Source organism: Frigoribacterium sp. R86507 (assembly GCF_044597695.1).
Lineage (GTDB): Bacteria > Actinomycetota > Actinomycetes > Actinomycetales > Microbacteriaceae > Frigoribacterium.
This window is the reverse complement of sequence record NZ_CP139002.1, coordinates 1,174,495-1,198,448: the sequence shown is the minus strand read 5'-3', so window position 1 is coordinate 1,198,448 and position 23,954 is coordinate 1,174,495. Positions and strand designations below refer to the sequence as shown.

Sequence of the window (23,954 nt, the reverse complement as noted above, 5' to 3'; positions counted from 1 at the left end):
GGTTCAGTCGGTCGTTCGTTCGGCACGAGCGGCGGCCTCGGCAGCCGCCGAGCCGGGGCGGTTCGCCTCGACCCATCCGCTCGCATTGCGCTGTGGAGCGATGCTCAAGGCCAGGGCACCGGCCGGCACGTCTTTGCGGACGATCGTTCCGGCGCCTGTGTACGCTCCGTCGCCAATCCTAACGGGGGCGACGAAGACGTTGTGCGACCCGGTGCGGACGTGCGACCCGACCTCGGTGCGGTGCTTGTTCACCCCGTCGTAGTTGGCCGTGATGGTGCCGGCGCCGATGTTCGAGCCCTCGCCCACCTCGGTGTCGCCCACGTAGCTGAGGTGCGGCACCTTCGACCCGGCGCCGATCTGCACGTTCTTGGTCTCGACGAACGTGCCGATCTTGCCGTCGGCCGACAGCAGGGTGTTGGGCCGCAGGTACGCGAACGGACCCACGGAGGCGCGGGCACCGATGACCGCGAGGGTCGCGTCGGTGCGCTTGACCGTCGCCCCCTCGCCCACCTCGGTGTCGACGAGGGTCGTGTCGGGGCCGACGACCGCGCCCGGGGCGATGTACGTCGCGCCGCGGAGCTGGGTGCCGGGCAGCAGCTCGACGTCGGGGCTGAGGGAGACGTCGCGGTCGATCCAGGTGGTCTGCGGGTCGACGATCGAGACGCCCTCGCGCTGCCAGTGCTCGACGATGCGGTCGTTCAGGCGACGGGCCGCGGCGGCGAGCTGCACGCGGTCGTTGATGCCCTCGAGGCGCCACGTCTCGTCGATCGCCCGGGCGGCGACGACCTCGCCGGCACCGGTGAGCAGGCCGACCATGTCGGTGACGTACTTCTCGTTCTGCGCGTTGGCCGACCCGATGCGGGGCAGGTGGGTGCGCAGGGCGTCGACCGTGAAGACGTAGGTGCCCGAGTTGATCTCGCGCACGGCACGCTCGTCGACGGTGGCGTCCTTGTGCTCGACGATGCGGTCGACGTCGCCCGAGTCGCGACGGACGACCCGCCCGTAGCCGGTGGCGTCGGGCAGCACGGCGCTCAGCAGCGTCGCCGAGGCGGACGCGGCACGGTGCTGGTCGAGCAGGGCCGTGAGCGTCGCGTGGTCGAGGAAGGGCACGTCGGCGCTGACGACCACGACGTCGCCGGTGAACTCGGCGGGCAGCGCCTCCACCGCTTGTTCGACGGCACGACCGGTGCCGGGCACGTCGTCTTGATCGACCACGAGGGCGTGCGGGGCGGTGTCGAGCACGCTCGCGACGACGAGGTCGCGCTCGTGCCGCACCACGGCGACGAGGTGGTCGGGCTGGAGGGCGCCGGCACTCTCGAGCACGTGCTGGATCAACGGCAACCCCGCCAGGCGGTGCAGGACCTTCGGGGTCGAGGACTTCATGCGCGTGCCCTGCCCTGCGGCGAGGACGACGACGGCGAGCTGGCGTTCGGGCATGGTGCTCCTTGGTGAGGGGTGGCGCGTGATCACCGCCGATCCTCCCACGGGAGGCGACGCGGCCGCGGGTCACCCGCCCGGCGTGGGGACGCGGCCGTCGACGCGACGGGGTGGGGAGGAGTCAGCGCGACCGGACGACGGCGACCGAGCCCGAGATCGCGACGGCGTCCTCGACGAGGGCGACGACGACGTCGGGCACGCCGGTCTTCTCGACGACGGCCTTCCGGGCCCGGTAGAAGAGCCAGCTGCCGACGAGGGCTCCGGACGCCCCGGCGAGGGCTGCCGCCACAGGGGTGCCTGGGCGGCCGGTGCCGGCCATCGCGATGCCCGCGACGGCGCCGGAGACCGCCCGTCCGAACAGCGGCCCGGCACCGACCCGACTCGGCGTGGCCGGGAGCTTGTCACCGACCAGTTCACCGACGCCGGCGGCCACCAGGGCACCGCGACCGATGGGCGAGCGGAACAGGCGCCAGCGCTGCCACCGGCCCCGCGCCTCCTGGACGTCGTGGTTGAGGGCGAGGACGGCGAGAGGCGTCGCCGAGCGCGACCCGCTGAGGACGCCGAGCAGGGCGGCACGGAGGAGGGGCGGCACGGAGCTGGTCTTCGACATGACGGGAGTCCTCGTCGTCAGGTGGACGCCGGGGCGCCCACGATCGGGAGCGGGACGGGACCGACGAGCCGACCGCGACCTGCGACGCTCGGGGCTCCGCCACCAGGATTCGAACCTAGACCTAACAGCTCCAAAGGCTGTCGTGCTGCCGTTACACCATGGCGGACCGCGCGTGCGCGCCGGACCATTCTGCCAGACCGCGACTCGACCGAGGTGACCGCGAGGGGTGACGTGCCCGCCGGGCCGCACCCGCGCCTCCCGCGTCCGAGGACGGCCTCGGGCATGATGGGCGGATGCCCGAGCAGGACGAGGTCGACCGGATCGTCGAGGCGTGGCGCCACGAGCGACCCGACCTTGACTTCGCGCCGCTCCACGTGCTCTCGCGCGTGGGTCGTCTGTCGAAGCACCTCGACCGGGCGCGACGCGAGGCCTTCCACGCCAGCGACCTCGAGTCGTGGGAGTTCGACGTGCTCTCGGCCCTGCGCCGTGCCGGCGATCCCTACCAGCTGAGCCCCAAGACGCTGCTGCAGCAGACCCTCGTCTCGAGCGGCGCGATGACCAACCGCATCGACCGGCTGGTGGCGCGGGGCCTGGTCGAACGCCGCACCGACCCGAACGACGGCCGGGGCATCCTGGTCACGATGACGACCGAGGGGCGCCGCGCCGTCGACGCCGCTATCGAACGACTCGTCACGGCCGAGGACGCCCTGCTCAGCGATCTCAGCGACGACGACCGTCGACGGCTGACCGAGCTGTTGCGCACGCTGAGCCTGACGCTCGGCGGCTGAACGGCTTCTGCCCCGCGCCCTAAGCCCTACGCCAGCAGCTCGCTCAGTTCGAGCCAGCGCACCTCGAGCTCGCCCGTCTTGTGGTCGAGCGCCGTCAGCTTGGCCTGCAACGCGGCCAGGCCGTCGAAGTCGGACTGGTCGAACGACGCGAACTGCGCGAGCAGGGCCTCGCGCTCGCCCGACGCCTTGGCCAGCTTGCGGTCGATCGAGCCCAACTCTTTCTCGGCGTTGCGCTTCTCGGCGCCGGACAGGCCCGACGCGGCGGCCGAGGCCGCGACCGACGCCGAGGCCCCCTGGACGGCCGTCGGGCGGTCGGTCGCGCCTCCTTGGTTCTGGGTCGCCTCGCGACGCAGCTGGAGGTACTGGTCGACGCCGCCGGGAAGGTGCCGGAAGCGACCCTCGAGCACGGCGTACTGCTGGTCGGTGACGCGCTCGAGCAGGTACCGGTCGTGCGAGACGACGAGCAGGGTGCCGGGCCAGCCGTCGAGCAGGTCCTCCATCGCGGCGAGCATGTCGGTGTCGAGGTCGTTGGTGGGCTCGTCGAGGATCAGCACGTTCGGCTCGTTCAGCAGGATGAGCAGGAACTGCAGGCGGCGCTTCTGGCCACCGGACAGGTCCTTGATCGGCGTCTGCAGTTGGGCGCTGGTGAAGCCGAGGCGCTCGAGCAGCTGCCCGGGCGTCATCTCTTTGCCGCCGGTGACGTACGAGGTGCGCTGTCGCCCGATGACGTCGTTGACCCGCTCGTGCGCGACCTCGTGCAGGTCGGCGAGCTGCTGGTCGAGGATCGCGAACTTGACCGTCTTGCCCTGCTTGACGCGCCCCTCGGTGGGCGTGATGGCCCCGGTGACGACCTTGAGCAGCGTCGACTTGCCGGCGCCGTTCACGCCGAGCACGCCGGTGCGCTCGCCGGGAGCGATGCGCCACTCGACGTCCTGCAGGACGCGCTTGTCGCCGAACGAGACACCGACCTCGACCAGGTCGACGACGTCCTTGCCGAGTCGCGCGGTCGCCATCTGCGACAGCTGGACCGCGTCGCGGACGGGCGGCTCGTCGGCGATCAGCTCGTTGGCCGCGTCGATGCGGAACTTGGGCTTGGTCGACCGCGCCGGGGCGCCGCGACGCAGCCAGGCGAGCTCTTTGCGCATCAGGTTCTGGCGCTTGGACTCGGAGGCCGACGCCATGCGGTCGCGCTCGACACGCTGCAGCACGTAGGCCGCGTAGCCGCCCTCGAAGGGTTCGACGATGCCGTCGTGGACCTCCCACGTGTCGGTCGAGACCTCGTCGAGGAACCACCGGTCGTGGGTCACGACGACGAGCGCACCCGAGTTCGGGGACCAGCGGCGCGAGAGGTGCTGCGCCAGCCAGGCGACGCCCTCGACGTCGAGGTGGTTGGTGGGCTCGTCGAGGAACAGTACGTCCCAGTCGCCGACCAGCAGGGTGGCGAGGGCCACGCGGCGACGCTGGCCGCCGGAGAGGTCCTCGACCCGCGCCTCCCACGGGATGTCGGTGGCGAGCCCCGAGATGACGTCGCGGATGCGCGCGTCGCCGGCCCATTCGTGCTCGTCGCGGTCGCCGACGATCAGGCTGCCGACCGTGGCGCCCTCGGGCAGCACGTCCCGCTGGTCGAGCATGCCGATCGTCAGGCCGCGGCGGGTCGTCACGCGGCCGTCGTCCGGTTCGAGCCGGCCGGCGAGCACCGACATGAGCGTCGACTTTCCGTCGCCGTTGCGGCCGACGACACCGATGCGGGAGCCCTCGTCGATGCCGAGGGTCACCCCGTCGAGGACGACCTTGGTCGGGAATTCGAGACGGAGGTTTTCTGCGCCGAGTAGATGAGCCACCACAGAAGCGTAGACGGCCCGGGCCGGGCGGCCGACTCGTTGGTGCGCCGCCGGTGTCAGCCCAGCGACGCCACCCACTCGTCCGAGCCGTCGGTGAACTCCTGACGCTTCCAGATCGGGGTGCGGGCCTTGACCTCGTCGACGAGGGCGGCGCAGGCCGCGAACGCCTCGGCGCGGTGGGCCGACGCCACGGCGCAGGCCAGGGCGACGTCGCCCACGACGAGGTCGCCGTACCGGTGCTCGACCGCGATCGCGACCTCGGGGTGCGCCTCGGCCACGGCCAGCGCGACCTCGCGGATGACCTCGGTCGCGGTCGGGTGCGCCTCGTAGTGCAGGGCCTCGACGCCGCGCCCCTCGTCGTGGTCGCGGACGACCCCCTCGAAGGTCACGACCGCCCCGGAGGCGCGGCTCGTCACGAGCGCGGAGCACTCGGCCACCGACACGGTCACGTCGACGACGCGGGCGAGCAGCACGCGCTCGGAGGCGGATGCTGCGGCGGGTGCGATCGGCGCGCCGGAGCCCGTGGCCGCACCGGCCTCCCGGGCGGGCTCCCCGCCGGGCAGGAGGGTCGGATCGTCGGCGGTCATGCGGCCCCCTCGGGACTGGGATGGCGGTTCTGGGCGTGGTCGACCCCGTGCAGCTGGTCGACCACGTGGTCGAGGACGTCGTCGAGCACGGCGAGCCCGTCGCGCACCCCGCCGCGCGAACCGGGCAGGTTGACGACGAAGGTGCCGCCGGCCACGCCCGCGAGCCCACGGGAGAGGACGGCCAGCGGCGTCGAGACCGCGCCGCGCCTCCTGAGCGCTTCGGCGATGCCGGGCAGCTCGCGGTCAAGCAGGGGCAGGGTCATCTCGGGGGTCGCGTCGGTCGGCGAGACGCCCGTGCCACCGGTGGTGACGACGGCGTCGACGCCCCACTCGAGGGCGGCCTCGAGCACCGCCCCGACCGGTTCGCCGTCGGCCACGACGACGGGGCCCTCGACCAGCCAGCCGCGCGCCACGAACCAGTCGCGGATGACGGGGCCGGTCGTGTCGTCGGCCGTGCCGGCGGCCGCGCGGGTGGAGGCGACGACGACGACCGCCCGACGCCGAACGGTCCCGTCGGCCGTGGCTACGTCTGCCGTAGGCACGTCGCCCGGCTCGTCCAAGGTGTTGCTCATCGCGACCAGTCCCCCGACTTGCCGCCCTGCTTGTCGAGCACCTTGATCTCGCCGATGACGGCGAGCGCGTCGACCGCCTTGATCATGTCGAACAGCGTCAGGGCCGCGACCGACGCGGCGGTCAGGGCCTCCATCTCGACCCCGGTGACGCCCCGGGTCGAGACGCGTGCGATCACGGTGACCTGCGCCTCGGTGGTCTCGAAGTCGACGGTGATCGCGCCGAGCGGCAGGGGGTGACAGAGCGGGATGAGGGTCGGCGTCTGCTTGGCGGCCAGGATGCCGGCGATGCGGGCGGTGCCGAGGGCCTCGCCCTTCGGCAGCGAGCCGTCGACCAGTCGCGCGATCACGTCGGGCCGGGTGGTCAGCACGGCCTGGGCGGTCGCGATGCGCTTCGTCTCGGCTTTGCCGGTTACGTCGACCATGTGCGCGGTGCCGTCGTCGCGGACGTGCGAGAGCGGGGTGTCGGACAGCGCGGTGTCGGACAGCGCGGTGTCGGTCTGCGGCACGTCGGTCTGCGACACGTCGGTCTGCGACACGTCGGCCGGCGGGGTCTCGGTCATCGGTCGGCCTTCTCGTGGGGGGCGGGATCGTCGAGCGCCCAGACCTCGACCCGGTCGCCCTCGTCGACGCGGTCGACCCCGACGGGGATCGAGACGAGCACGGTGGCCTCGGCGTGGGCGGCGAGCAGATGCGAGCTGGGCCCGCCGACGAGGTGGGCGCGGCCGTCGACGTCGACCCGTCCGCGACGCAGCTGGTGCTTGCCGACCGGAGAGTCCACGGGGTGCGCCATGGGCACGGTCCACCGCCGTCGGGGCAGTCCGACGCCCGTGACGCCGTGCAGGGCGGGGCGCAGGAAGGCCTCGAACGACACGAGCGAGCTGACGGGGTTGCCGGGGAAGCAGACGACGGGCAGCTCGCGGTCGTGCACGCGGACGGTGCCCCAGCCCTGCGGACCGCCGGGCTGCATCGCGACCGAGCCGAAGGTGACGCCCGACTCCTCGAACGCGTCACGGACGACCTCGTAAGCCCCCGCGCTGACCCCACCGCTCGTCAGCACGAGGTCGACCTCGGCGGCGTGGCGGGCGACGACGGCGACGAGGGCCGCCGCGTCGTCGGTCACCCGGGCGGTCGTGACGATCACGCCGACCTCGGCGAGCGCCGCGGCCAGGGCGACGCCGTTCGCGTCGTGGATCTGGCCGGGCCCGAGGGGGGCACCGGGTGCGGCGAGCTCTTCGCCGGTCGAGACCAGCAGGAGGCGCGGGCGGCTCCGTACCTCGACCGCGTCGATCCCGGAGGCGGCGAGCACGCCCCACCGGGCGGGTGTCAGTCGCGTCCCGGCCGCGAAGAGCACGGAGCCCGCGGCGACGTCGCTGCCCGCGGCGCGGACGAAGGCCCCGGCGGTGACACCCGCCGGGACCTCGACGACGGCGTCGACCCCGACGGGAGGGAACGCGTCGGGCGAGACCTTCTCGATGGGCACGATCGCGTCGGCGCCGGCGGGGACGGCGGCACCGGTCATGATCGGGGCGGCGGTGCCGGCGCCGAGGTCGGGAGCGGCCCGCCCGGCGGGGATGCGCGCCGCGACCTGCAGGGTCGTGGGACCGGCCGGGTCGAGCCCGGCGGTCGAGACGGCGTAGCCGTCCATCTGCGAGTTGGCGAAAGGCGGCAGGTCGATCGGGGCGACGACGTCGGCGGCGAGCACGCGGTCGCGGTATCGGTCGGAGCGGGCGGCGAGCGCCTCGGGGCTGACCACGAGCGCGTCGACCGGCCGGGCCCGCACGGCGGCCTCGACGACTGCCGTGACCTCGGCGAGGTGGGTCTCGATGGTGCGCACGCGGTTCCTCTCGGGCGATGGTCAGTAGCGTATCGGGGGTGACCGACCCCGCGACCGAGACCGACGTCCCCCAGCCCACCCGCGCCTCCTCGGGGCCGCCGCGCGTCGACGTCGCCGTCATCGGCGGATCGGGGCTGTACTCGCTCTTCGCCGAGGGCGAGGCGACCCGGCACGTCGTCGAGACGCCCTACGGCCCGACCTCGAGCGAGGTGACGATCGGCGAGCTGGGTGGCAGGCGCGTGGCGTTCCTCACCCGGCACGGCGCGGGCCACGCGGTCGCGCCGCACCTGATCGACTACCGGGCGAACGTGTGGGCGCTCGCGTCGCTCGGGGCGAAGGCCGTCGTGTCGTCGTCGGCGGTCGGCGGGGTCAGCCCCGACGTCGCCCCGGGCACCATGGTCGTCACCGACCAGTTCATCGACCGCACCTGGGGACGACGCGACACGTTCTTCGACGTCGAGGGCCACGTGCAGCACCTGATCGCCGCCGACCCGTTCGACCCCGTGCTGCGGGCCGCCGCGATCGAGGCCCTCGAGGCACAGGGCGAGCCGTTCGCCGCGACCGGCACCTGCGTGGTGATCCAGGGGCCGCGGTTCTCGACCCGGGCCGAGTCGCTGTGGTTCCGGGCCGCGGGGGCGCACACGGTCAACATGACGATGTACCCCGAGATCCCGCTCACCCTCGAACTCGGCATGGGAGCCGTCAACATCTCGTACGTGACCGACAGCGACGCCGGCCTGGCCCCGGCCGAGGGCGACGCGCCCGACGCCGACGCCGTGAGCGCCTCGCTCGTCTTCGAACGACTGGCGGCCGCCCAGCCGCGCATCGTCGCGGCCATCGAGTCGATCGTCGCCGCGATGCCCGACGACTACTCCCCGCGTGAGCTGATGCCACCCGACGCGGTGGCCGAGGTGCTCTCACGGCCCGTCTCGGGTCGGAAGGCCGCGCTGTGAACGCCACCCGCGCCTCCTCGTCCGCCGCGTCCGCTGCGTCCACCGACGGTGCGGGCCTGCTGCTCGTCACCGGCGGGGCCGGCTTCATCGGATCGGCGATCGTCGACCTCGCGCTCGACCGCGGCTGGCGGGTGCGCGTGCTCGACTCGCTTCGGCCAGACGTACACGGCGGCGAGCCGACGCTCGATCCGCGCGTCGACTTCGTGCACGGTGACGTGCGTGACGCCGAGACCGTCGACCGGGCACTCGCGGGCGTCGACGCGGTCTGCCACCAGGCGGCCAAGGTCGGGCTCGGCGTGGACTTCCAGGACGCCCCCGACTACGTCTCGTCGAACGAGCTCGGCACGGCCGTCGTGCTCGCGGCGATGGACCGCGCCGGCGTCGACCGCCTCGTCGTCGCCTCGTCGATGGTCGTCTACGGCGAGGGCAGCTACCGCACCTCGTCCGGCGCGACCGAGCGCCCCGCACCCCGCCGGATCGCCGACCTCGACGCCGGCGTCTTCGACCCGCGTGACGAGGCGGGCGAGCTGCTCGAGCCCCAGCTGATCAGCGAAGAGGCCCCGCTCGACCCCCGCAACGTCTACGCCATCACGAAGCTCACCCAAGAACACCTGTCGACCTCGTGGGCGCGCAGCACCGGCGGTCGGGCCGCCGCCCTGCGATACCACAACGTCTACGGTCCGGGCATGCCGCAGAACACGCCCTACGCCGGCGTGGCCTCGCTCTTCCGCTCGGCGCTCCAACGCGGCGAGGCACCGCGCGTGTTCGAGGACGGCGCCCAGCGTCGCGACTTCGTCCACGTCCGTGACATCGCCTCCGCCAACCTCGCGGCCCTCGAGTGGACCGCCGATCGACCGGCCGACACGTTCCGCGCGTTCAACGTCGGCAGCGGCACGGTGCACACGATCGGCGAGATGGCCGAGGCCCTGGCTCGCGAGGCCGGCGGACCGATGCCCGTCGTCACCGGCGAGTACCGCGCAGGAGACGTGCGGCACGTCACCGCGTCGTCGGCCCGGTTGCAGGGCGAGTTGGGCTGGCGACCGAGCGTGACCTTCGAGCAGGGCATGCACGAGTTCGCCACGGCCCCCCTGCGCGCCGCGGTCGTCCGCTAGGCGGGCAGGGCCACTCCCCCCGTTCGGGGCCCGCACCGCCCGCTCCCATGACCTTCATGGGAGCGCGTCCGTACAGTCGAGAGGATGAGCAGCCCCCGAGTCGACGTCGTGCTTCCCTGTCTCGACGAAGAAGGCGCGTTGCCGTGGGTGCTCGGCCGCCTGCCCGAGGGCTGGCACGCGATCGTCGTCGACAACGGCTCCACCGACGACTCCGCCCGCGTCGCCGCGGAGCACGGCGCGACGGTGGTGCAGGAGGCGCGGCGCGGCTTCGGCAGCGCCGCCCACGCCGGTCTCGAGGCCGCCACGGCCGACTACGTCGCGTTCTGCGACGCCGACGCCTCGATGGACCCCGCCGACCTCGTCGCCCTCGCCGCCCCCGTGATGGCCGGTGAGGCCGATCTCGTCCTGGGCCGTCGACGCCCGACCACCCGGGCTGCCTGGCCGGTGCACGCCCGCCTCGCCAACCTCGCCCTCTCGCACCTGATGCGGAGGGCCAGCGGCGTCGCCCTGCACGACCTCGGCCCGATGCGCGTCGCCCGGCGCCGGGCACTGCTCGACCTCGACCTGAAGGACCGCCGCAGCGGCTACCCGCTCGAGATGGTGCTGCGCGCCAGCGAGGCCGGCTGGCGGATCGTCGAACAGGACGCGCCGTACTCGCCCCGGGTCGGCCGCAGCAAGGTGACCGGCACCATCCGCGGCACGTCCGTCGCGATCAAGGACATGTCCCGACTGCTGCGGGAGGTCGGCCGATGACGACCCTCGTGGTGATCGCGAAAGAGACGATCCCGGGCAAGGTCAAGACGCGCCTGCACCCCCCGCTCAGCCTCGAGCAGGCCGCCGACGTGGCCGCCGCCGCCATCCAGGACACCCTCGACGTGGCCCGTCGACTGCCGGCCACGCGGCGCGTGTTGCTCTTCGACGGCAACCGCATGCCCGTCGGCTCCGAAGACTTCGATGTGATCCCTCAGATCGGTGGCGACCTCGACGCACGCCTCGGCGCCCTCTTCGACGAGGTCGACGGGAAGACCGTGCTGATCGGCATGGACACCCCCCAGGTGACGGTCGAGGCCCTCGCTCCCGTCTTCGAGGCGTGGACCGACGACGTCGACGCCTGGTTCGGCCCGGCGAACGACGGCGGCTTCTGGGCCCTGGGCCTCGCCCGGCCGACCGGCGACCTGCTGCGCGGCGTGCCGATGTCGCGGGACGACACGGGTGCCCACCAGCTCCGCCGACTCGCCGACGCCGGACTGACCGTGCGCATGCTGCCCGAACTCGTCGACGTCGACACCATCGACGACGCCCGACTCGTCGCGGCCACCGCACCCGACAGCAGGTTCGCCGCCGCCCTGCGGCACGCCGAGGCCACTGCCCCCACCACCACGAACGGCGTCGCCCGCACGACCGATCCCGCCACAGAAGGGGTCACCTCGTGACCATCGCCCCCGACCGACCCGCCACCTTCGGATCAGGAGGCGCGGAGCCGTACGCGCGCGCCCTGCGTCACGAGGGACTCCTGCAACTCGTCCGCGCGACCGGCGGTGCCGGACGCCCGGCGTCGCCCCCGGCCGACGGGGACGCCGACGAAGCGTTCGACGTCGCGCGCTGGAGCGCCGACGCCGACGCCGCCGACCTCACGACCCTCGACGACGAGACCGGCCCGGTGCTCGACATCGGCTGCGGGCCCGCCCGCATGGTGCGTGCCGCCGTCGAGCGCGGCCTGACCGTGCTCGGCCTGGACGTCTCGCCCACGGCCGTCGCGATGGCCCGCGAGGCCGGCCTGCCCGTGGCCGGTGGTTCGGTCTTCGACCCGCTGCCCCGCGAGGGCCAGTGGAACCTCGCCCTGCTGCTCGACGGCAACGTCGGCATCGGCGGCGACCCGACGGCACTGCTGACCCGCTGCGCCGAGATCCTCACCACCACCGGTTCAATCGTCGTCGAGACCGCCCCCGAGGCGTCGCTCGACGACAGCTACGAGGCCCACGTGGTCGACGACCAGGGTCACGCCAGCGCGACCTTCCCCTGGGCCGAGGTCGGCCGCGAGGCCCTGCACCGCCACGCGAAGCGGTCCGGCCTGCGGATCGCTCAGACCTGGTCGGTCGACGGACGCACCTTCTGCCGCCTGCGCGCCAGGTAGAGCGCCACCAGTCCGGCGGTCAGGGCCGCTATCACGAGCCAGAGCACGGTCAGGCGCAGACCGTAGTCGAACGGCAGCACGGTGTCGTTCTTCGGCCCCTTCGCCTTCGCGACGATCTCGGGCACCACGATCAGCGAGAAGATCGCCCCGACGACGACCGCGCCCTGCACGATCCAGAGGACCGCGGGTCGGACTCGACGACCGGTCCCTCGCACGACCAGCGAGACGACGGCCACCACGGGGGCGAGCACGGCGTCGTGCACGACGACGGAGCCGGCGAGCCAGAGCAGCAGGCCGCCGTACCGGTTCGGGTTGACGGTGTCGGTGAGCACCCAGCCGCCGAGGCCGATCAGGGCGACGCCGAGGGCGATCAGCACCCCGCGCACGACGCGGACGGTGCGCGACGTGCCCGCGCCTCCTGCGCTCGATGCGGCCGAGGGGACGCGCGCGGTCACGAGAGCACCTCGATCGAGCTGAGCCACTTGGTCTGCAGCACGCCGGGACGTCCCGGGGCGATCATGCGTGCCGGGTAGCCGTGGTCGATGCTGAGCGGCTCGCCGTTCAGCTCGAGGGCGACGAGGGTGCGCGGGTCGGAGGCGTACTCGGGGCCCATCTCGGTCACGCGGTAGCCCCCCTTCTTCTCGAGGCTGGTGAGCCGCAGGCCGTGGTCGGTCGGGGCTCCGGCGGCGGCCAGCAGGTCGACGAGGCGGACCCCGCGCCAGGCGCCGGTCTGGCTCCACCCCTCGACACAGGCGATCGGCAGGCGTTCGTCCGCCCCGTCGAACCCGCGCAGCGTGTCGAGCGTGAACGAGGTCGCGACGCCGCCGACCACGACGTCGAGCCGCCAGTCGGGGTCCATGGCCGTCTCGAGCACCTGGGCCGCGGCGGCCGTCCGGTTGATCGGCAGGTCGTTCGGGCCGAGGCCGCGCTGCCGCGGCGCGAAGGCGTTGAGCGGCGAGAACGGGGCGAAGGACTGCCCGGCCGTGAGCGCGACGACTCCCCCGGTGGCGACGCCGGCGGCGGTGAAGAAGCCGCGGCGCGACACGCGCGCCCGCCCCGGTTCGCGGTCGACCTCGTGCGCGGTGTCGATCCAGCGCGTCAACCGGCCGGTCAGCCCCCGGGCGGGAGCAGGAGGCGCGGCGTGCGGATCACGGTCGCGTCGCGTCGCGTCGGCGTCGCGCACGGCACGGAAGCGGGCGAGCTCGGCGGTCGCCTCGCTCTCGGCCACGAACGCGGCGCGGGCCTCGTCCAGCTCGGCCGACGGCTCGACGAAGCGTCCGTCGTCGTCGTAGCTGTCGCGCGCCCGCCAGTAGCGGGTGATCAGCGGCAGCTTCACCGCGATGTGGATCGCGAGCGAGCCGATGATGACGAACGACAGGGCGAAGTGCACCTGCTTGAACGGGAACGGCCACGGGTAGTACTGGTACGTGTTGAGCAGGCCGGTGACGAGCTGCAGGATCGTCGCCGCGACGAACAGGGCGATGGAGGCGCGCTCGAGCACGTCGACCGGGTGCTTGATCGGCGGGTGCTGGAAGAGCTGCGGGAACACCGAGTGCAGCTTCGCCAGCAGCAGCGGGATGCAGGCGATGCCGGCGGTGATGTGCACGCCCTGGCTGACCTGGTAGAGCCAGACGGGACTCGTCGGGAATCGCATCCCGTCGAGGGGCTCCTGCAGGAAGTGGCTGTAGAGGCCGGTCAGCAGACAGATGACGAACGCGGCGCCGAGGAGGCGGCCGAAGACGGTCGCCGACCGGGCGTTGCGGTTCGGTGACGAGGCCGCGCGGCGCGCCTCGTACAGCAGGCGCCTCATGGTGTCGGTCGTCTCATGTGGCTCATCATCTCCGATGCGCACGACTCGGACGGACTCCCAGGGCCGATTCGGCCAGACTGGGGGCGTGCGTACTGTGTTCGCGGCCGTTGCCGTCCTCGGATTGGCCGGGGCGATCGCCTGGGGCGTCGTGAACGTCGGATTCCTCATGAAAGAGCTGCGCACCGACTTCGTCGTCTGGACCGCCGTCTGCTGGGCGCTGTTCGCCGTGGCCTTCGTGCTGCTGCGGCGGGTGCCCGTGCGACACGTCACGGCACTCGTGATCGCGGGCACGGCCCTGGTCGGTGGTGCGGGCCTGACCGGCGTGCCCAACACGAGCACCGACCCGGCGCGCTACGCCTGGGACGGGATCGTGCAGACCGCCGGCGTCTCGCCCTACGAGTACACGCCCGACGCGGGCGAGCTGCGCGACCTGCGGCCGGCGTGGATCTTCCCCGAGTCGACGCCGTTCACGCGCGACGACGGCACGATCGGCGAACGCTGCGGCGAGCCCGACCGCCAGGTGCACCGCGCCTACGACAGCCAGACCGGCGACGTCGTCTGCACGCTGATCAACCGGCCCGACGTGCCGACGATCTACCCACCGATGGCCGAGCTGTACTTCTGGGCGGTGTCCGCCGTGGTCGGCCCCGACGCCGGGTTCTTCCCGCTGCAGGCCATGGGCTTCGTGCTCGTGCTGGGCACGACCCTCGCCCTGCTGGCGACGCTGCGTCGTCGAGGTCTCGACCCGCGCTGGGCGGCGCTGTGGGGTTGGTGCCCGCTCGTGGTCGGCGAGGGCATCACCAACTCGCATGTCGACCTGCTCGGCGCCGTGCTCGTGGTCGCCGCGTCGTTGCTCGTCGCGACCGGTCGGCGCTTCCGCGGCGGCATCGCGCTCGGAGCCGCGATCGCGACCAAGCTCATCCCGGTGATCGCGGCACCCGCCCTGCTGCGCGGGCAGCCCTGGAAGGTGATCAGCGCCTCCGTCGTCACCTTCGCCGTCCTCTACGTGCCCTACGTCGCGATGACCGGGTGGGGTGTGCTGGGGTACCTGCCGGGGTACCTGACCGAAGAGGGCTACGAGGACGGCTCCCGGTTCGTGTTCCTGTCGGCCTTCCTGCCCGACGCCTGGACGACGCCGGTCGCCGTGCTGATCGTCGGCGTCACGGTCGTGCTGGTGTGGGTGAAGACCCCGGCGCACGACCCGTGGCTCGGGCAGCTCGTGATGATCGGCGTGACGCTCGTCACCGTCAGCCCGCGCTACCCCTGGTACGCGCTGCTGCTGGTGCCGTTCGTCGCGCTGACCGGGCGGGTCGAGTGGTTGGCGATCCCGCTCGCGCTGCTCGTCCGCCAGCTCGAGCCGGGCATGGCGCTGCAGCGCGCGTCACTCGCCTCGGCGGTGCTCGTCATCCTGCTCGTGACGCTCCGGCGGGCCGGGCCCGGGTTCACCGACCGGTTGCTCGACGGCATCGAGCGCGACGTCGACCGGGTGCGTCGGGTCGTCGGACACCGACGGTCCGACCCGTCGTCGAGCCCCAGGACCACTCAGACCAGGTAGGCGACGGCGTCCTCGGCGTCGAACGAGAACCGGACGAGGCTGCCCGGCACGAGGTCGAGGGTGGCGACCACGGCCGGCAGGACGTCGGCCGAGACGCCGCCGGCGCGGACCCGGACGACGTCGCCACGGGGTTCGAGGTCGGTGACGACGAGATCGAGGACGTTCGCGGGTGGTGTCGGACCCGGAGCGGCCCCCGTCGTCACGCGCACGGCGCTCGGCCGGACGGCCACCGCCGCCGCCGCCCCCGTCGCGAGCGCGTCGGCGGAGCGGGCGGCCAGCAGGGTGCCGTCGTCGAGCCGGACGCCTCCCCCGTGAGCCGTGCCGGTCAGCAGGTCGAGACCCGCCAGCCCGGCGGCGAACGGTGTGGTCGGGCGTTCGAGGACCGCACGCGTGGGGCCGACGTCGACGACCCGACCGCCCTCGATCACGACGACCCGGTCGGCCAGGGTGAAGGCGTCGAGGACGTCGTGTGTGACGACGACCGCCGTGCGGTCGGCGAGGACGTCGCGAAGGGTCCGTCGCAGGGCGGGCGCGACCGACACGTCCAGGGCGGCCATCGGCTCGTCGAGCAGCAGAAGGTCGGGACCCGCCGCCAGGGCCCGCGCGACGGCGATGCGCTGCGCCTGGCCGCCCGAGAGCTGCGCCGGTCGACGATCGGCGAGCGCCGTGGCGTCGACCCGAGCGAGCCAGTCGGCCGCGCGACGGGTGGACTCGTGGCGCGGCACGCCGGCGCTGCGCGGGCCGAACGCGACGTTGTCGAGGGCGCTGAGGTGCGGGAAGAGCAGGGCGTCCTGCGCGAGCATCGAGATGCCACGTTCGTGCGGCCGCAGCGCGGGCCCGCGTCCTCGGCCGTCGACGTCGAAGAGCACGCGGTCACCCAGCCGGGCCGTGCCGTGGTCGGGTCGCAGCAGGCCCGCGATCAACGCCAGCAGCGTCGACTTGCCCGCACCGTTCGGGCCGAGGACGGCCACCGTCTCACCCTCGCCGACGGTCAACTCGACGTCGAAGCCGCGGTCCTCGACGACCGCCGCGAACTCGAGCGTCACGACCCGCGCCTCCTCGTGGCGACACCGGCCGGCCGGCCGGCCTGGTGCGCGAGGGCGACGACGACGACCGCCACGAGGACGAGCACGAGCGACAGCGCCACGGCGGCGTCGGGGTCGGTCTCGCGTTGCAGGTAGATCTCGAGCGGCAGGGTGCGCGTGACACCCTGCAGCGACCCGGCGAAGGTCAGCGTCGCACCGAACTCGCCGAGGGCCCGCGCGAACGACAGCACGGCTCCCGAGACGAGGGCGGGCAGCACGAGCGGCAGGGTGACCCGCCGCAGCACGGTCGTGGGCCGGGCCCCGAGGGTGGACGCGACGGCCTCGTAGCGCGTGCCCACCGTGCGGAGGGCCCCCTCGAGGCTCAGCACCAGGAAGGGCAGGGCGACGAAGGTCTGGGCCAGCACGACCGCCGTGGTCGAGAACGCGATGGTCACGCCGAGCGCGTCGAAGGTCTGACCGAGCAGGCCGCGGCGTCCGAAGGTGTAGAGCAACGCGATGCCCCCGACGACGGGCGGAAGCACCAAAGGCAGCAGCACGAGCGACCGCAGCACCTTCTGGCCGCGGAACTCGGTGCGGGCCAGCACGACGGCCATGGGGACGCCCAGCACGACGCAGATCAGGGTCGCCGCGACCGAGGTGCGCAAGCTGAGCCAGAACGCGGCGACCGACGACTCGGACGTGACCAGCGGCACGAACTCGGCCCAGTCGACCCTCGACACCATGGCGACGAGGGGCAGCAGCACGAAAGCGGCGCCGAGCGCCGCGACGACCGCGACCCACGCCGGGACGCTCGCGTACGCCCGGCGACGTCGACGGAGGACGCGTCGGGTGGACTCGGGTCGGGTCGCACCGGGCCGGGGCGACAGGGGACGGCGTGTCACGGGGCCGACGTCACGGCGTGCCGAAGCCGGCGTCCTGCAGGACGCCCTGCCCGATCTCGCCGGTGACGAAGGCGACGAACGCCTCGGCCACCGCCGGGTTCGCCGTGTCGGTCACGGGGGCGATCGGGTACGTGTTGACGGCCTGGTCGGCCTCGGGGAAGTCGATGCCCTGCACACTGTCGCCGGCGGCCTCGACGTCGGTGACGTAGACCAGCCCGGCGTCGGCCTCACCCGAGGTGACCTTGCCGAGCACGTCGGTCACCGACGACTCCTCGCTGACCGGCGAGATCGTCACCCCGGTGGCCTTCTCGACCGTCGCCGTCGCCGCCCCGCACGGCACCTGAGCGGCGCAGATCACGGTCTTCACGTCGGGCTTCGCGAGGTCGGCGAAGTCGCCGACCCCGGCCGGGTTCGACGGCGGCACCGCGATCGTGAGGACGTTCGTGGCGAAGTCCTCGGGTGCCGACGAGTCGACGAGTCCGGCGTCGGTCAGCTTCGCCATGTTCTTCTCGTCGGCCGAGGCGAAGACGTCCGCGGGGGCGCCCTCGGTGATCTGCGTGACGAGATCGGACGAGCCCGCGAAGGTCAGCTCGACGGTCGTGCCGGGGTGGGCCTTCTCGAACTCGTCGGCCAGCTCGGTGAACGTGGTCTTCAGCGAAGCAGCGGCGTAGACGGTGATCGAGCCGTCGAGCGCCGAGCCGGAGGCCGTCGGGGTCGCGCTGGTCGCCGGGTCGACGGTCGCGCCCGAGCAGCCCGTCAGGGCGAGCGAGGTCGCCAGCGCGACGGTTCCAGCGAACGCCGCGACGATCGTGGGGGTCCTTCTCATGGGTCAGGCCTTCCCGCCGGGGGTCTCGATGATGACCGTCGTGGCCTTCACGACGGCGATGGCCACCGAGCCGGGCTCGAGGCCCAGCTCGCGGACGGCCTCGCTGCTCATGAGCGAGACGATGCGGTGCGGGCCGCACTGCAGCTCGACCTGGGCCATGACCCGGTCGGCCGTGATCTCGGTGACGACGCCCACCAGGCGGTTGCGCGCCGAGCGCCCCACCTCGGACGGGTCGGCGGGCAGGACGGCGTTCTTCCGGGCGAGCGTCGCGAGCGCGAGGCCGTCGACCACGCCGCGCCCGGCGTCGTCCTTCACGCTCTCGAGCAGTCCGAGGTCGATCCAGCGACGCACCGTGTCGTCGCTCACGCCGAGGAACGCCGCAGCATCCTTGATCCGTATCTGCGTCATGAAGGGGAGCCTAGTTCCGAATGCGCGGACTCGCGCACGCCGCGGACGTCGTCGGACGAACCTCCGACGCCGGGCGCCGTGCGCCGGTGAGCGAACGGAGGCGCGGGTCGCCTCCCCCGGACACCGCACGTTCGGCCCCGCGGGCTTAACCTCGACGGATGACCGTCTCGCTCGGACTGCCCACCATGCCCGGCCGGGCCTCCGCCGACGCCCTGCTGCCCCCGCGGCCGACGAACGACGTGGCACCGGGACTGCTCGACCGCTTCGGTCGGACCGCGACCGACCTGCGGGTCTCGCTCACCGACAAGTGCAACCTGCGCTGCACGTACTGCATGCCGGCCGAGGGCCTTCCTGCGCTCCCCCGTGAGCAGGCGCTCGATGCCGACGAGATCGTGCGGCTGGTCGGCATCGGCGTCCGTGACCTCGGCATCCGCCAGGTGCGGTTCACCGGTGGCGAGCCCCTGCTGCGTGCCGACCTGATCGACATCGTCCGACGGGTCGCCGCGATCGAGCCGCGACCCGAGGTCTCGCTGACCACGAACGCCATCGGTCTGGCGCACCGCGCCCAGGCCCTCGCCGACGCCGGCCTCGACCGGGTCAACGTGTCGCTCGACTCGCTGCACGCCGAGACGTTCATGAAGGTCTCGCGTCGACCGTTCCTCGACAAGGTGCTCGCCGGGGTCGACGCCGCGGCCGCGGCCGGCCTCACCCCGGTCAAGATCAACGCGGTGCTGCTGCCCGGCGTCAACGACCACGAGGCCCCCGACCTGCTCGCCTGGGCGCTGCGCGGCGGCCACGAGCTGCGCTTCATCGAGCAGATGCCGTTGGACGCCGACCGCAGCTGGGACCGCGCCTCCTTCGTCACCTCGCGGGACATCCATTCGCTGATCGCCACGCGCTTCGACCTCAGCCCCGCCGACGTCGAGCGCGACGGTGCCCCCGCCGAGCTGTTCGACGCCGTCGGCCGCGGTGACGACGCCGGACTGACGGGTCGGGTCGGCATCATCGCCTCGGTCAGCGAGCCGTTCTGCGCCGACTGCCGACGCACCCGCATGACCGCCGAGGGCGGCATCCGCAGCTGCCTGTTCAGCGGGGGCGAGACCGGGCTGCGCGATCTGCTGCGCAGCGGGGCGAGCGACGTCGAATTGGCCGACGCCTGGCGCGGCGCCATGTGGGCCAAGCCCTCGGGCCACGGCATCGACGACCCCGACTTCGTGCAGCCCGAACGCACCATGAGCGCCATCGGAGGCTGACATGACGACCACCCACCCCGACACCACCGTCGACGACGGCGCCTCGGCCTCCGTCTCGGCCACCCTGCGCTTCTTCGCGGCCGCCCGCACCGCCGTGGGCCGGGACGACCAGCGCGTCGAGGTGCCCGCGGGCGAGCGCCCGAACATCGGGCGCCTGCTGACCGAGGTCCGCCCCGTCGAGGGTGTGTCGGCCGCGGACTTCCGCGACGTGCTGCTGCGCTGCTCGTTCCTCGTGGACGGCCTGACGACGCGTGACCGCGAGCAGCTCGTACCCGACGGCGCCGTGATCGACGTCATGCCGCCCTTCGCCGGCGGCTGAGCGCTGCCCGCCTAGGGTCGCGTGGGCGCCCCCTGCGCGAGCTGCCATCCGAGCATGCCCCCGTGCAGCACCGACACGTCGAAGCCGTCGCCCGCCAGCAGGTCGGCCGCGGCCCGGGCCCGCGGACCTCGGGCGCAGTAGACGACCACCCGCTGCGACGGGTCGAGCTCGGGCCGCTGACGGGTGCGCGTGCCGTACCCGGGAGCCTGCACGTCACCCGCGATGTGGGCGAAGTCGTGCTCGTCGACCTCGCGCACGTCGAGCAGGGTGAAGGCGGCGTCACCGCTCGCGCGTGCTCCGAGCAGGGTCGACAGCTCGGCGGCGTCGACGTCGGGGCCGACGATGCGACCACGCACCGGCGCGCCGGCGGTGGTCGCCTGAGTCCCCGGGACCGAGGAGGCGCGGCGCGCGTCGTTCACCGTGGCCCGGGCCTCGACCCGGTGCGGGGCACGGGCCAATCGGCTCTCACGCCAGGTGCCGCCCAGGGCGTCGACGGTCACGACCCGGCCGAGCAGCGGCTCGCCGAGTCCGGTGAGCAGCTTGACGACCTCGCTGGCCATGCCCGTGCCCACCGTGCCGCACAGCGGCCCCAGCACGCCGACGTCGGCACAGGACTCGTCCCAACCCGAAGCGGGCGGGGCGGGGTGGAGGTCGCGGTAGTCGACCGCCCGGCCGTCGGGGGCGTCGTCCCAGAAGACGCTGAACTGGCCGTCCCAGCGGTTGACGCTGCCCCAGACGACCGGCAGACCACGAGCGGCCGCGGCGTCGGCCACGAGGTAGCAGGTGTCGAACGAGTCGCTGCCGTCGACCACGAGGTCGTAGTCGTCGAGGAGGTCGGCGGTGCGTTCGCTCAGACGGAACGGGTGGGCGACGACGGTCACGTCGGGGTTCGCGGCACGCACCCAGTCGGCCGCGGCGCGGGCCTTCGGGAAGCCCAGTTGGTCGGGACGGAACAGCACCTGGCGTTGTAGGTTCGACAGATCGACGGCATCGTCGTCGACGATTCCCAGGGTTCCCACACCCGAGGCTGCGAGATATTGGATGACCGGCGCGCCCAGCCCGCCGGCCCCGATCACCAGCACCCTCGACGTCGCCAGACGCCCCTGGGAGCCCAGACCGAACCCCGGCAGGCGCACGCTTCGCGAGTAGCGTTCGCCCTCGGCGGGGTCGCCGCCGTGTCCACCGTCGCGCACGTCGGCACCGTGCACGCCACCGTCGCGCACGGCCGCCCCGTGCGCGTCACCACCCTGTCGCGCGCGAGATCCGCCGAGAGGGGGAAGAGACGACATGACGAACCTCCTGCATCCGGCCGACGGTCGATCGACCGCGCCCACTGTACCCATGACGTCCGACACCGGTCGGGGCACGACCCTCGCGCGCCTCCGGCACTGGCGTCACCTCGACGCCCTGCTGATCGGGCTGCTGGCCGCCGTGATCTCGGGCGCCTTCCTCTGGGTGCCCTCGGTCTGGTACGACGAGGCCGCGACGGTCATCTCGGCCACCCGCAGCTGGGGCCAGCTCTGGCAGATGGTCCAGACCGTCGACCTGGTGCACGCCACCTACTACGCGTTCATGCACCTGTGGTTCGACGTGTTCCCGTACTCGCCCGTGTCGCTGCGCGTGCCCAGCACGATCGTCACGGGTCTGGCCGCCGCCTTCACGGTGGTCCTCGCCCGCACGCTGGCCGACCGCCGGACGGCCGTGGTCGCCGGCCTGCTGTTCTGCCTGATCCCCCGCGTGACCTGGATGGGCGGCGAGGGCCGTTCGTACGCCTTCTCGGCGATGTTCGCCGTCGCCCTGACCCTCGTGCTCGTCACCGCCTCGCGCCGCACCGCCCAGGTGGGCGAGACCCGCACCCGGGCGTCGGCGGTGCGCTGGTGGGTCGCCTACGCCGTGCTCGCCGTCGTCTCGGTGCTGTTCTTCCTGTACGTCGCCTTCGTCGTGGTGGGGCACGGCGTCACCATGCTGGTGCAGTGGCGACGCGAGCGACGCCTGCGCGCCTCCATCGGGTCCGAGGCGGGGTCGCGTGACGCCGCGGTCGCGGCCCCGCTCGTCGGCGGACCGCACGGTGCGCGCGGCTCGTTCCTCGGCTGGTTCGCCGGTGCGGCCGTCGCCGGTCTCGCCAGCCTGCCCGTCGTCTACTTCACGTCCGAGCAGAGCGGCCAGGTCGGCTGGCTCGACCGACCGAGCTTCGCCACGATCAACCAGGTGCTCACGACGCAGTGGTTCTACCAGAACGACCGTTTCGCCGTCTTCGGCTGGATGCTGGTCGTCGCCAGCCTGGTCGTCGTGGTCGCCGGTCTCGTGCCCCGCGCCCGAGGTCTCGCCGAGGTCGTCCTGCCGTGGATGATCGTCCCCACCGTCGGTCTCGTGGGCGTCTCGCTCGTGACCGAGCCGCTCTACTCACCGCGCTACCTGACCTTCGGCACCCCGGCCGTCGCGATCATGATGGCCGTCGCGGTGGCCGCCATCCCCTGGCGGCGGGTCATCGCGCTCGTGCTGCTGCTCGCCCTGGTGCTCACCGCTCCGACCTGGGAGCGTCAGCGACAGCCCGAGGCGAAGGACTCCGCCGCCTGGAACCAGGTGGCCGACCTCGTCGCCGGACAGCGCGCCCTCGAGCCCGCCGGTACGACCGAGGGCGTCGTGTTCGGTCCCGTGCGTCGGCACCCCAAGGCGACGTCGCGCATCATCGAGAACACCTACCCCGCGGCGTTCGAGGGCATGTCCGACTTCACGCTCGAGACCCCCGCGGCCGAGACCGGCGGCCTGTGGGAGGTCCAGCGCCCACTCGAGGACGTCATCGACCGCACCGACGACCTCGACGTCGTCTGGCTGATCACCAGCGACAAGCAGGATTGGCGCCCCCGCGTCACCGCCGACCTCGCCGCGAAGGGCTTCCACGTCGCGGACGAGTGGCACCTCACCCGCACGAACGTCCTCAAGTACGAGCGCTGAGCCGCCGAGACCCCAGGAAGTCGCCGAGACCCCTCTGCGCGCACAGGGGTCTCGGCGACTTCCTGGGGCCTCAGGGCCTGCGGCGGCGGAGTCAGTCGGTGACGACGCGGGCGCCGTGCACGGGGCCCGTGGCGCGGACCACCGTGAGGCGGGCGGCGCTCAGGGCGATCTGCAGTTCGAGGGCGCCGTCGAGGTCGGGCGCGAGGAACGCGACGGTCGGGCCGGAACCCGACACGATGCCCGCCAGGGCACCGTTGCCCTCACCGAGCTCGAGGACGTTCGCGAGGCCCGGCTGGAGGTGCAGGGCGGGCGCCTGGAGGTCGTTGTGCATGGCGTCGGCGAGCATGCCCGGGTCGCCCGCGCGGAGGGCCTGCAGGACGCCGGCGTCGACGACCGGGTGCCGCACCGACCGGATCTCGCCCTGGTGCCGCAGCCGGTGGGCGTCGAGTTCGTCGTAGACGCGGGGCGTCGAGAGGCCGACGTCGGCGACGGCCAGCACCCACTGGAACTGACCCTTCGCCAGGGCCGGGCTGAGTTCGTCGCCGCGGCCGGTGCCGATCGCGGTGCCGCCGGCGAAGGCGAACGGGACGTCGGCGCCGAGCCGGGCCGAGAGCCGCAGCAGTTCGTCGCGGCCCACGCCGGTGCCCCACAGGGTGTCGCAGGCGAGCAGCGTCGCGGCCGCGTCGGCCGAGCCACCGCCCATGCCGCCGGCCACGGGGACGGCCTTGTCGACGGTCAGGGCGACGCCCCCGGGGTAGCCGGTCGTCTCGGCCAGCAGGCGCGCGGCCTTGACGGCGAGGTTGGACTCGTCGGTCGGCACGCCCGACACGTCGATCGACGGACCGCCCGTGACGCTGACGGTGAAGTCGTCGGCGTGACGCGCGCGCACGTCTTCGTAGAGCGACACGGCCTGGTAGGCGGTCGCGAGGTCGTGGTACCCGTCGTCCTGCAGATCGCCGACGGCGAGGAAGACGTTGATCTTGCCCGGCGCACGCGTGTGGACCACGGTCGGGGCGGCCACGGACGTCATGGG

At 73.1% G+C, this 23,954-nt stretch carries 25 protein-coding genes and 1 tRNA gene; 10 read left to right on the top strand and 16 right to left on the bottom strand.

Going from position 1 to position 23,954, the window contains the following annotated elements:
- Nucleotides 1-3 precede the first annotated feature (3 nt).
- From glmU to SJY14_RS05765, 3 genes are all read right to left on the bottom strand, one after another.
- Nucleotides 4-1,437, bottom strand: a complete 1,434-nt coding sequence (gene glmU / locus SJY14_RS05775) for a bifunctional UDP-N-acetylglucosamine diphosphorylase/glucosamine-1-phosphate N-acetyltransferase GlmU (protein WP_071257010.1) — start codon at nt 1,435-1,437, stop codon at nt 4-6.
- 121 nt (nt 1,438-1,558) lie between these two features.
- Nucleotides 1,559-2,047 (bottom strand): DUF4126 family protein, encoded by a 489-nt coding sequence (locus tag SJY14_RS05770; protein ID WP_071257009.1) that lies wholly within the window; start codon nt 2,045-2,047, stop codon nt 1,559-1,561.
- A 94-nt stretch (nt 2,048-2,141) separates the two neighbouring features.
- A tRNA-Gln gene (locus SJY14_RS05765) sits at nt 2,142-2,213 on the bottom strand.
- A 127-nt stretch (nt 2,214-2,340) separates the two neighbouring features.
- Between SJY14_RS05765 and SJY14_RS05760 the strand changes: the two genes are divergently transcribed.
- The gene (locus SJY14_RS05760) at nt 2,341-2,835 is read left to right on the top strand and encodes a MarR family winged helix-turn-helix transcriptional regulator (RefSeq protein WP_055974208.1); all 495 of its coding nucleotides are present in this window, start codon (nt 2,341-2,343) and stop codon (nt 2,833-2,835) included.
- 26 nt (nt 2,836-2,861) lie between these two features.
- Here SJY14_RS05760 and SJY14_RS05755 read toward each other — a convergent pair whose 3' ends face one another.
- Genes SJY14_RS05755 through glp form a run of 5 tightly spaced genes read right to left on the bottom strand, consistent with a single transcriptional unit; the run spans nt 2,862 to nt 7,669 of the window.
- The gene (locus SJY14_RS05755; protein ID WP_071257008.1) at nt 2,862-4,676 is read right to left on the bottom strand and encodes an ABC-F family ATP-binding cassette domain-containing protein; all 1,815 of its coding nucleotides are present in this window, start codon (nt 4,674-4,676) and stop codon (nt 2,862-2,864) included.
- A gap of 56 nt (nt 4,677-4,732) precedes the next feature.
- Nucleotides 4,733-5,263 (bottom strand): molybdenum cofactor biosynthesis protein MoaE, encoded by a 531-nt coding sequence (locus SJY14_RS05750; RefSeq protein WP_083396486.1) that lies wholly within the window; start codon nt 5,261-5,263, stop codon nt 4,733-4,735.
- Nucleotides 5,260-5,835 (bottom strand): molybdenum cofactor biosynthesis protein B, encoded by a 576-nt coding sequence (locus SJY14_RS05745; RefSeq protein WP_083396485.1) that lies wholly within the window; start codon nt 5,833-5,835, stop codon nt 5,260-5,262. The genes SJY14_RS05750 and SJY14_RS05745 overlap by 4 nt, the downstream gene beginning before the upstream one ends.
- Entirely contained in the window at nt 5,832-6,395 is a 564-nt protein-coding gene (gene moaC / locus SJY14_RS05740; protein WP_083396484.1) for a cyclic pyranopterin monophosphate synthase MoaC, read from the bottom strand. The genes SJY14_RS05745 and moaC overlap by 4 nt, the downstream gene beginning before the upstream one ends.
- Nucleotides 6,392-7,669: a gephyrin-like molybdotransferase Glp gene (gene glp / locus SJY14_RS05735; RefSeq protein WP_396600047.1), complete on the bottom strand. Its 1,278-nt coding sequence runs from the start codon at nt 7,667-7,669 to the stop codon at nt 6,392-6,394. The genes moaC and glp overlap by 4 nt, the downstream gene beginning before the upstream one ends.
- A 38-nt stretch (nt 7,670-7,707) precedes the next feature.
- On the opposite strand from glp, the gene SJY14_RS05730 reads away from it, so the two are divergent.
- The 5 genes from SJY14_RS05730 (at nt 7,708) to SJY14_RS05710 (ending at nt 11,868) form a co-directional block, all read left to right on the top strand.
- Nucleotides 7,708-8,622, top strand: coding sequence for an MTAP family purine nucleoside phosphorylase (locus tag SJY14_RS05730; RefSeq protein ID WP_396600046.1), 915 nt, complete (start codon nt 7,708-7,710; stop codon nt 8,620-8,622).
- 56 nt (nt 8,623-8,678) lie between these two features.
- Nucleotides 8,679-9,734: an NAD-dependent epimerase/dehydratase family protein gene (locus SJY14_RS05725; RefSeq protein WP_396600250.1), complete on the top strand. Its 1,056-nt coding sequence runs from the start codon at nt 8,679-8,681 to the stop codon at nt 9,732-9,734.
- Nucleotides 9,735-9,818: 84 nt separating this feature from the next.
- Nucleotides 9,819-10,487 (top strand): glycosyltransferase family 2 protein, encoded by a 669-nt coding sequence (locus SJY14_RS05720; RefSeq protein ID WP_071257006.1) that lies wholly within the window; start codon nt 9,819-9,821, stop codon nt 10,485-10,487.
- Nucleotides 10,484-11,167, top strand: a complete 684-nt coding sequence (locus SJY14_RS05715) for a DUF2064 domain-containing protein (protein WP_396600045.1) — start codon at nt 10,484-10,486, stop codon at nt 11,165-11,167. The genes SJY14_RS05720 and SJY14_RS05715 overlap by 4 nt, the downstream gene beginning before the upstream one ends.
- Nucleotides 11,164-11,868 carry a class I SAM-dependent methyltransferase gene (locus tag SJY14_RS05710; RefSeq protein ID WP_396600044.1) on the top strand — a complete coding sequence of 235 codons (705 nt, stop codon included), beginning with the start codon at nt 11,164-11,166 and terminating at the stop codon, nt 11,866-11,868. Before SJY14_RS05715 ends, SJY14_RS05710 begins: the two co-directional genes overlap by 4 nt.
- Here the strand turns inward: SJY14_RS05710 and SJY14_RS05705 are convergent.
- Nucleotides 11,817-12,323 carry a hypothetical protein gene (locus tag SJY14_RS05705; protein ID WP_396600043.1) on the bottom strand — a complete coding sequence of 169 codons (507 nt, stop codon included), beginning with the start codon at nt 12,321-12,323 and terminating at the stop codon, nt 11,817-11,819. The two genes, SJY14_RS05710 and SJY14_RS05705, sit on opposite strands and share 52 nt — an antisense overlap.
- On the bottom strand, nt 12,320-13,678 hold the full coding sequence (locus SJY14_RS05700; protein ID WP_396600042.1) for a molybdopterin-dependent oxidoreductase: 1,359 nt from the start codon (nt 13,676-13,678) through the stop codon (nt 12,320-12,322). Before SJY14_RS05700 ends, SJY14_RS05705 begins: the two co-directional genes overlap by 4 nt.
- Nucleotides 13,679-13,763: 85 nt before the next feature.
- Here SJY14_RS05700 and SJY14_RS05695 point away from each other — a divergent pair, with 85 nt between their 5' ends.
- On the top strand, nt 13,764-15,233 hold the full coding sequence (locus tag SJY14_RS05695; RefSeq protein WP_396600041.1) for a glycosyltransferase 87 family protein: 1,470 nt from the start codon (nt 13,764-13,766) through the stop codon (nt 15,231-15,233).
- Here SJY14_RS05695 and SJY14_RS05690 read toward each other — a convergent pair.
- From SJY14_RS05690 to SJY14_RS05675, 4 genes are read right to left on the bottom strand one after another with little or no spacing between them, the layout of a single operon-like run.
- Nucleotides 15,221-16,279: a sulfate/molybdate ABC transporter ATP-binding protein gene (locus SJY14_RS05690; RefSeq protein ID WP_396600040.1), complete on the bottom strand. Its 1,059-nt coding sequence runs from the start codon at nt 16,277-16,279 to the stop codon at nt 15,221-15,223. The two genes, SJY14_RS05695 and SJY14_RS05690, sit on opposite strands and share 13 nt — an antisense overlap.
- A complete protein-coding gene (locus SJY14_RS05685; protein ID WP_396600039.1) occupies nt 16,276-17,160 on the bottom strand; it encodes an ABC transporter permease in 885 nt (294 codons plus the stop codon). The genes SJY14_RS05690 and SJY14_RS05685 overlap by 4 nt, the downstream gene beginning before the upstream one ends.
- Before the next feature lie 10 nt (nt 17,161-17,170).
- A complete protein-coding gene (modA, locus tag SJY14_RS05680) occupies nt 17,171-17,986 on the bottom strand; it encodes a molybdate ABC transporter substrate-binding protein (RefSeq protein ID WP_396600038.1) in 816 nt (271 codons plus the stop codon).
- A gap of 3 nt (nt 17,987-17,989) precedes the next feature.
- On the bottom strand, nt 17,990-18,394 hold the full coding sequence (locus SJY14_RS05675; RefSeq protein WP_043593466.1) for a molybdopterin-binding protein: 405 nt from the start codon (nt 18,392-18,394) through the stop codon (nt 17,990-17,992).
- Between the two features lie 158 nt (nt 18,395-18,552).
- On the opposite strand from SJY14_RS05675, the gene moaA reads away from it, so the two are divergent.
- Both moaA and SJY14_RS05665 read left to right on the top strand, forming a co-directional pair.
- Complete coding sequence (moaA, locus tag SJY14_RS05670) at nt 18,553-19,647, top strand: GTP 3',8-cyclase MoaA (protein ID WP_369825324.1); 1,095 nt, start codon at nt 18,553-18,555, stop codon at nt 19,645-19,647.
- 1 nt (nt 19,648) lies between these two features.
- The gene (locus SJY14_RS05665; protein WP_396600037.1) at nt 19,649-19,966 is read left to right on the top strand and encodes a MoaD/ThiS family protein; all 318 of its coding nucleotides are present in this window, start codon (nt 19,649-19,651) and stop codon (nt 19,964-19,966) included.
- An 11-nt stretch (nt 19,967-19,977) separates the two neighbouring features.
- On the opposite strand, the gene SJY14_RS05660 is transcribed toward SJY14_RS05665, so the two are convergent.
- Entirely contained in the window at nt 19,978-21,255 is a 1,278-nt protein-coding gene (locus SJY14_RS05660; protein WP_396600036.1) for a ThiF family adenylyltransferase, read from the bottom strand.
- Between the two features lie 52 nt (nt 21,256-21,307).
- On the opposite strand from SJY14_RS05660, the gene SJY14_RS05655 reads away from it, so the two are divergent.
- Nucleotides 21,308-22,921 carry a hypothetical protein gene (locus tag SJY14_RS05655; RefSeq protein WP_396600035.1) on the top strand — a complete coding sequence of 538 codons (1,614 nt, stop codon included), beginning with the start codon at nt 21,308-21,310 and terminating at the stop codon, nt 22,919-22,921.
- Nucleotides 22,922-23,012: 91 nt separating this feature from the next.
- Here SJY14_RS05655 and SJY14_RS05650 read toward each other — a convergent pair whose 3' ends face one another.
- Complete coding sequence (locus tag SJY14_RS05650) at nt 23,013-23,951, bottom strand: 4-(cytidine 5'-diphospho)-2-C-methyl-D-erythritol kinase (protein WP_396600034.1); 939 nt, start codon at nt 23,949-23,951, stop codon at nt 23,013-23,015.
- Between the last annotated feature and the right edge of the window lie 3 nt (nt 23,952-23,954).

What these genes read in the sequence shown, in the direction of transcription:
- glmU (WP_071257010.1), bottom strand. Translation starts at nt 1,437, where the DNA reads ATGCCCGAACGCCAGCTCGCCGTCGTCGTCCTCGCCGCAGGGCAGGGC.
- SJY14_RS05770 (WP_071257009.1), bottom strand. Translation starts at nt 2,047, where the DNA reads ATGTCGAAGACCAGCTCCGTGCCGCCCCTCCTCCGTGCCGCCCTGCTC.
- SJY14_RS05760 (WP_055974208.1), top strand. Translation starts at nt 2,341, where the DNA reads ATGCCCGAGCAGGACGAGGTCGACCGGATCGTCGAGGCGTGGCGCCAC.
- SJY14_RS05750 (WP_083396486.1), bottom strand. Translation starts at nt 5,263, where the DNA reads ATGACCGCCGACGATCCGACCCTCCTGCCCGGCGGGGAGCCCGCCCGG.
- SJY14_RS05745 (WP_083396485.1), bottom strand. Translation starts at nt 5,835, where the DNA reads ATGAGCAACACCTTGGACGAGCCGGGCGACGTGCCTACGGCAGACGTA.
- moaC (WP_083396484.1), bottom strand. Translation starts at nt 6,395, where the DNA reads ATGACCGAGACCCCGCCGGCCGACGTGTCGCAGACCGACGTGTCGCAG.
- SJY14_RS05720 (WP_071257006.1), top strand. Translation starts at nt 9,819, where the DNA reads ATGAGCAGCCCCCGAGTCGACGTCGTGCTTCCCTGTCTCGACGAAGAA.
- SJY14_RS05715 (WP_396600045.1), top strand. Translation starts at nt 10,484, where the DNA reads ATGACGACCCTCGTGGTGATCGCGAAAGAGACGATCCCGGGCAAGGTC.
- SJY14_RS05700 (WP_396600042.1), bottom strand. Translation starts at nt 13,678, where the DNA reads ATGAGGCGCCTGCTGTACGAGGCGCGCCGCGCGGCCTCGTCACCGAAC.
- modA (WP_396600038.1), bottom strand. Translation starts at nt 17,986, where the DNA reads ATGAGAAGGACCCCCACGATCGTCGCGGCGTTCGCTGGAACCGTCGCG.
- SJY14_RS05675 (WP_043593466.1), bottom strand. Translation starts at nt 18,394, where the DNA reads ATGACGCAGATACGGATCAAGGATGCTGCGGCGTTCCTCGGCGTGAGC.
- moaA (WP_369825324.1), top strand. Translation starts at nt 18,553, where the DNA reads ATGACCGTCTCGCTCGGACTGCCCACCATGCCCGGCCGGGCCTCCGCC.
- SJY14_RS05665 (WP_396600037.1), top strand. Translation starts at nt 19,649, where the DNA reads ATGACGACCACCCACCCCGACACCACCGTCGACGACGGCGCCTCGGCC.
- SJY14_RS05660 (WP_396600036.1), bottom strand. Translation starts at nt 21,255, where the DNA reads ATGTCGTCTCTTCCCCCTCTCGGCGGATCTCGCGCGCGACAGGGTGGT.
- SJY14_RS05655 (WP_396600035.1), top strand. Translation starts at nt 21,308, where the DNA reads ATGACGTCCGACACCGGTCGGGGCACGACCCTCGCGCGCCTCCGGCAC.
- SJY14_RS05650 (WP_396600034.1), bottom strand. Translation starts at nt 23,951, where the DNA reads ATGACGTCCGTGGCCGCCCCGACCGTGGTCCACACGCGTGCGCCGGGC.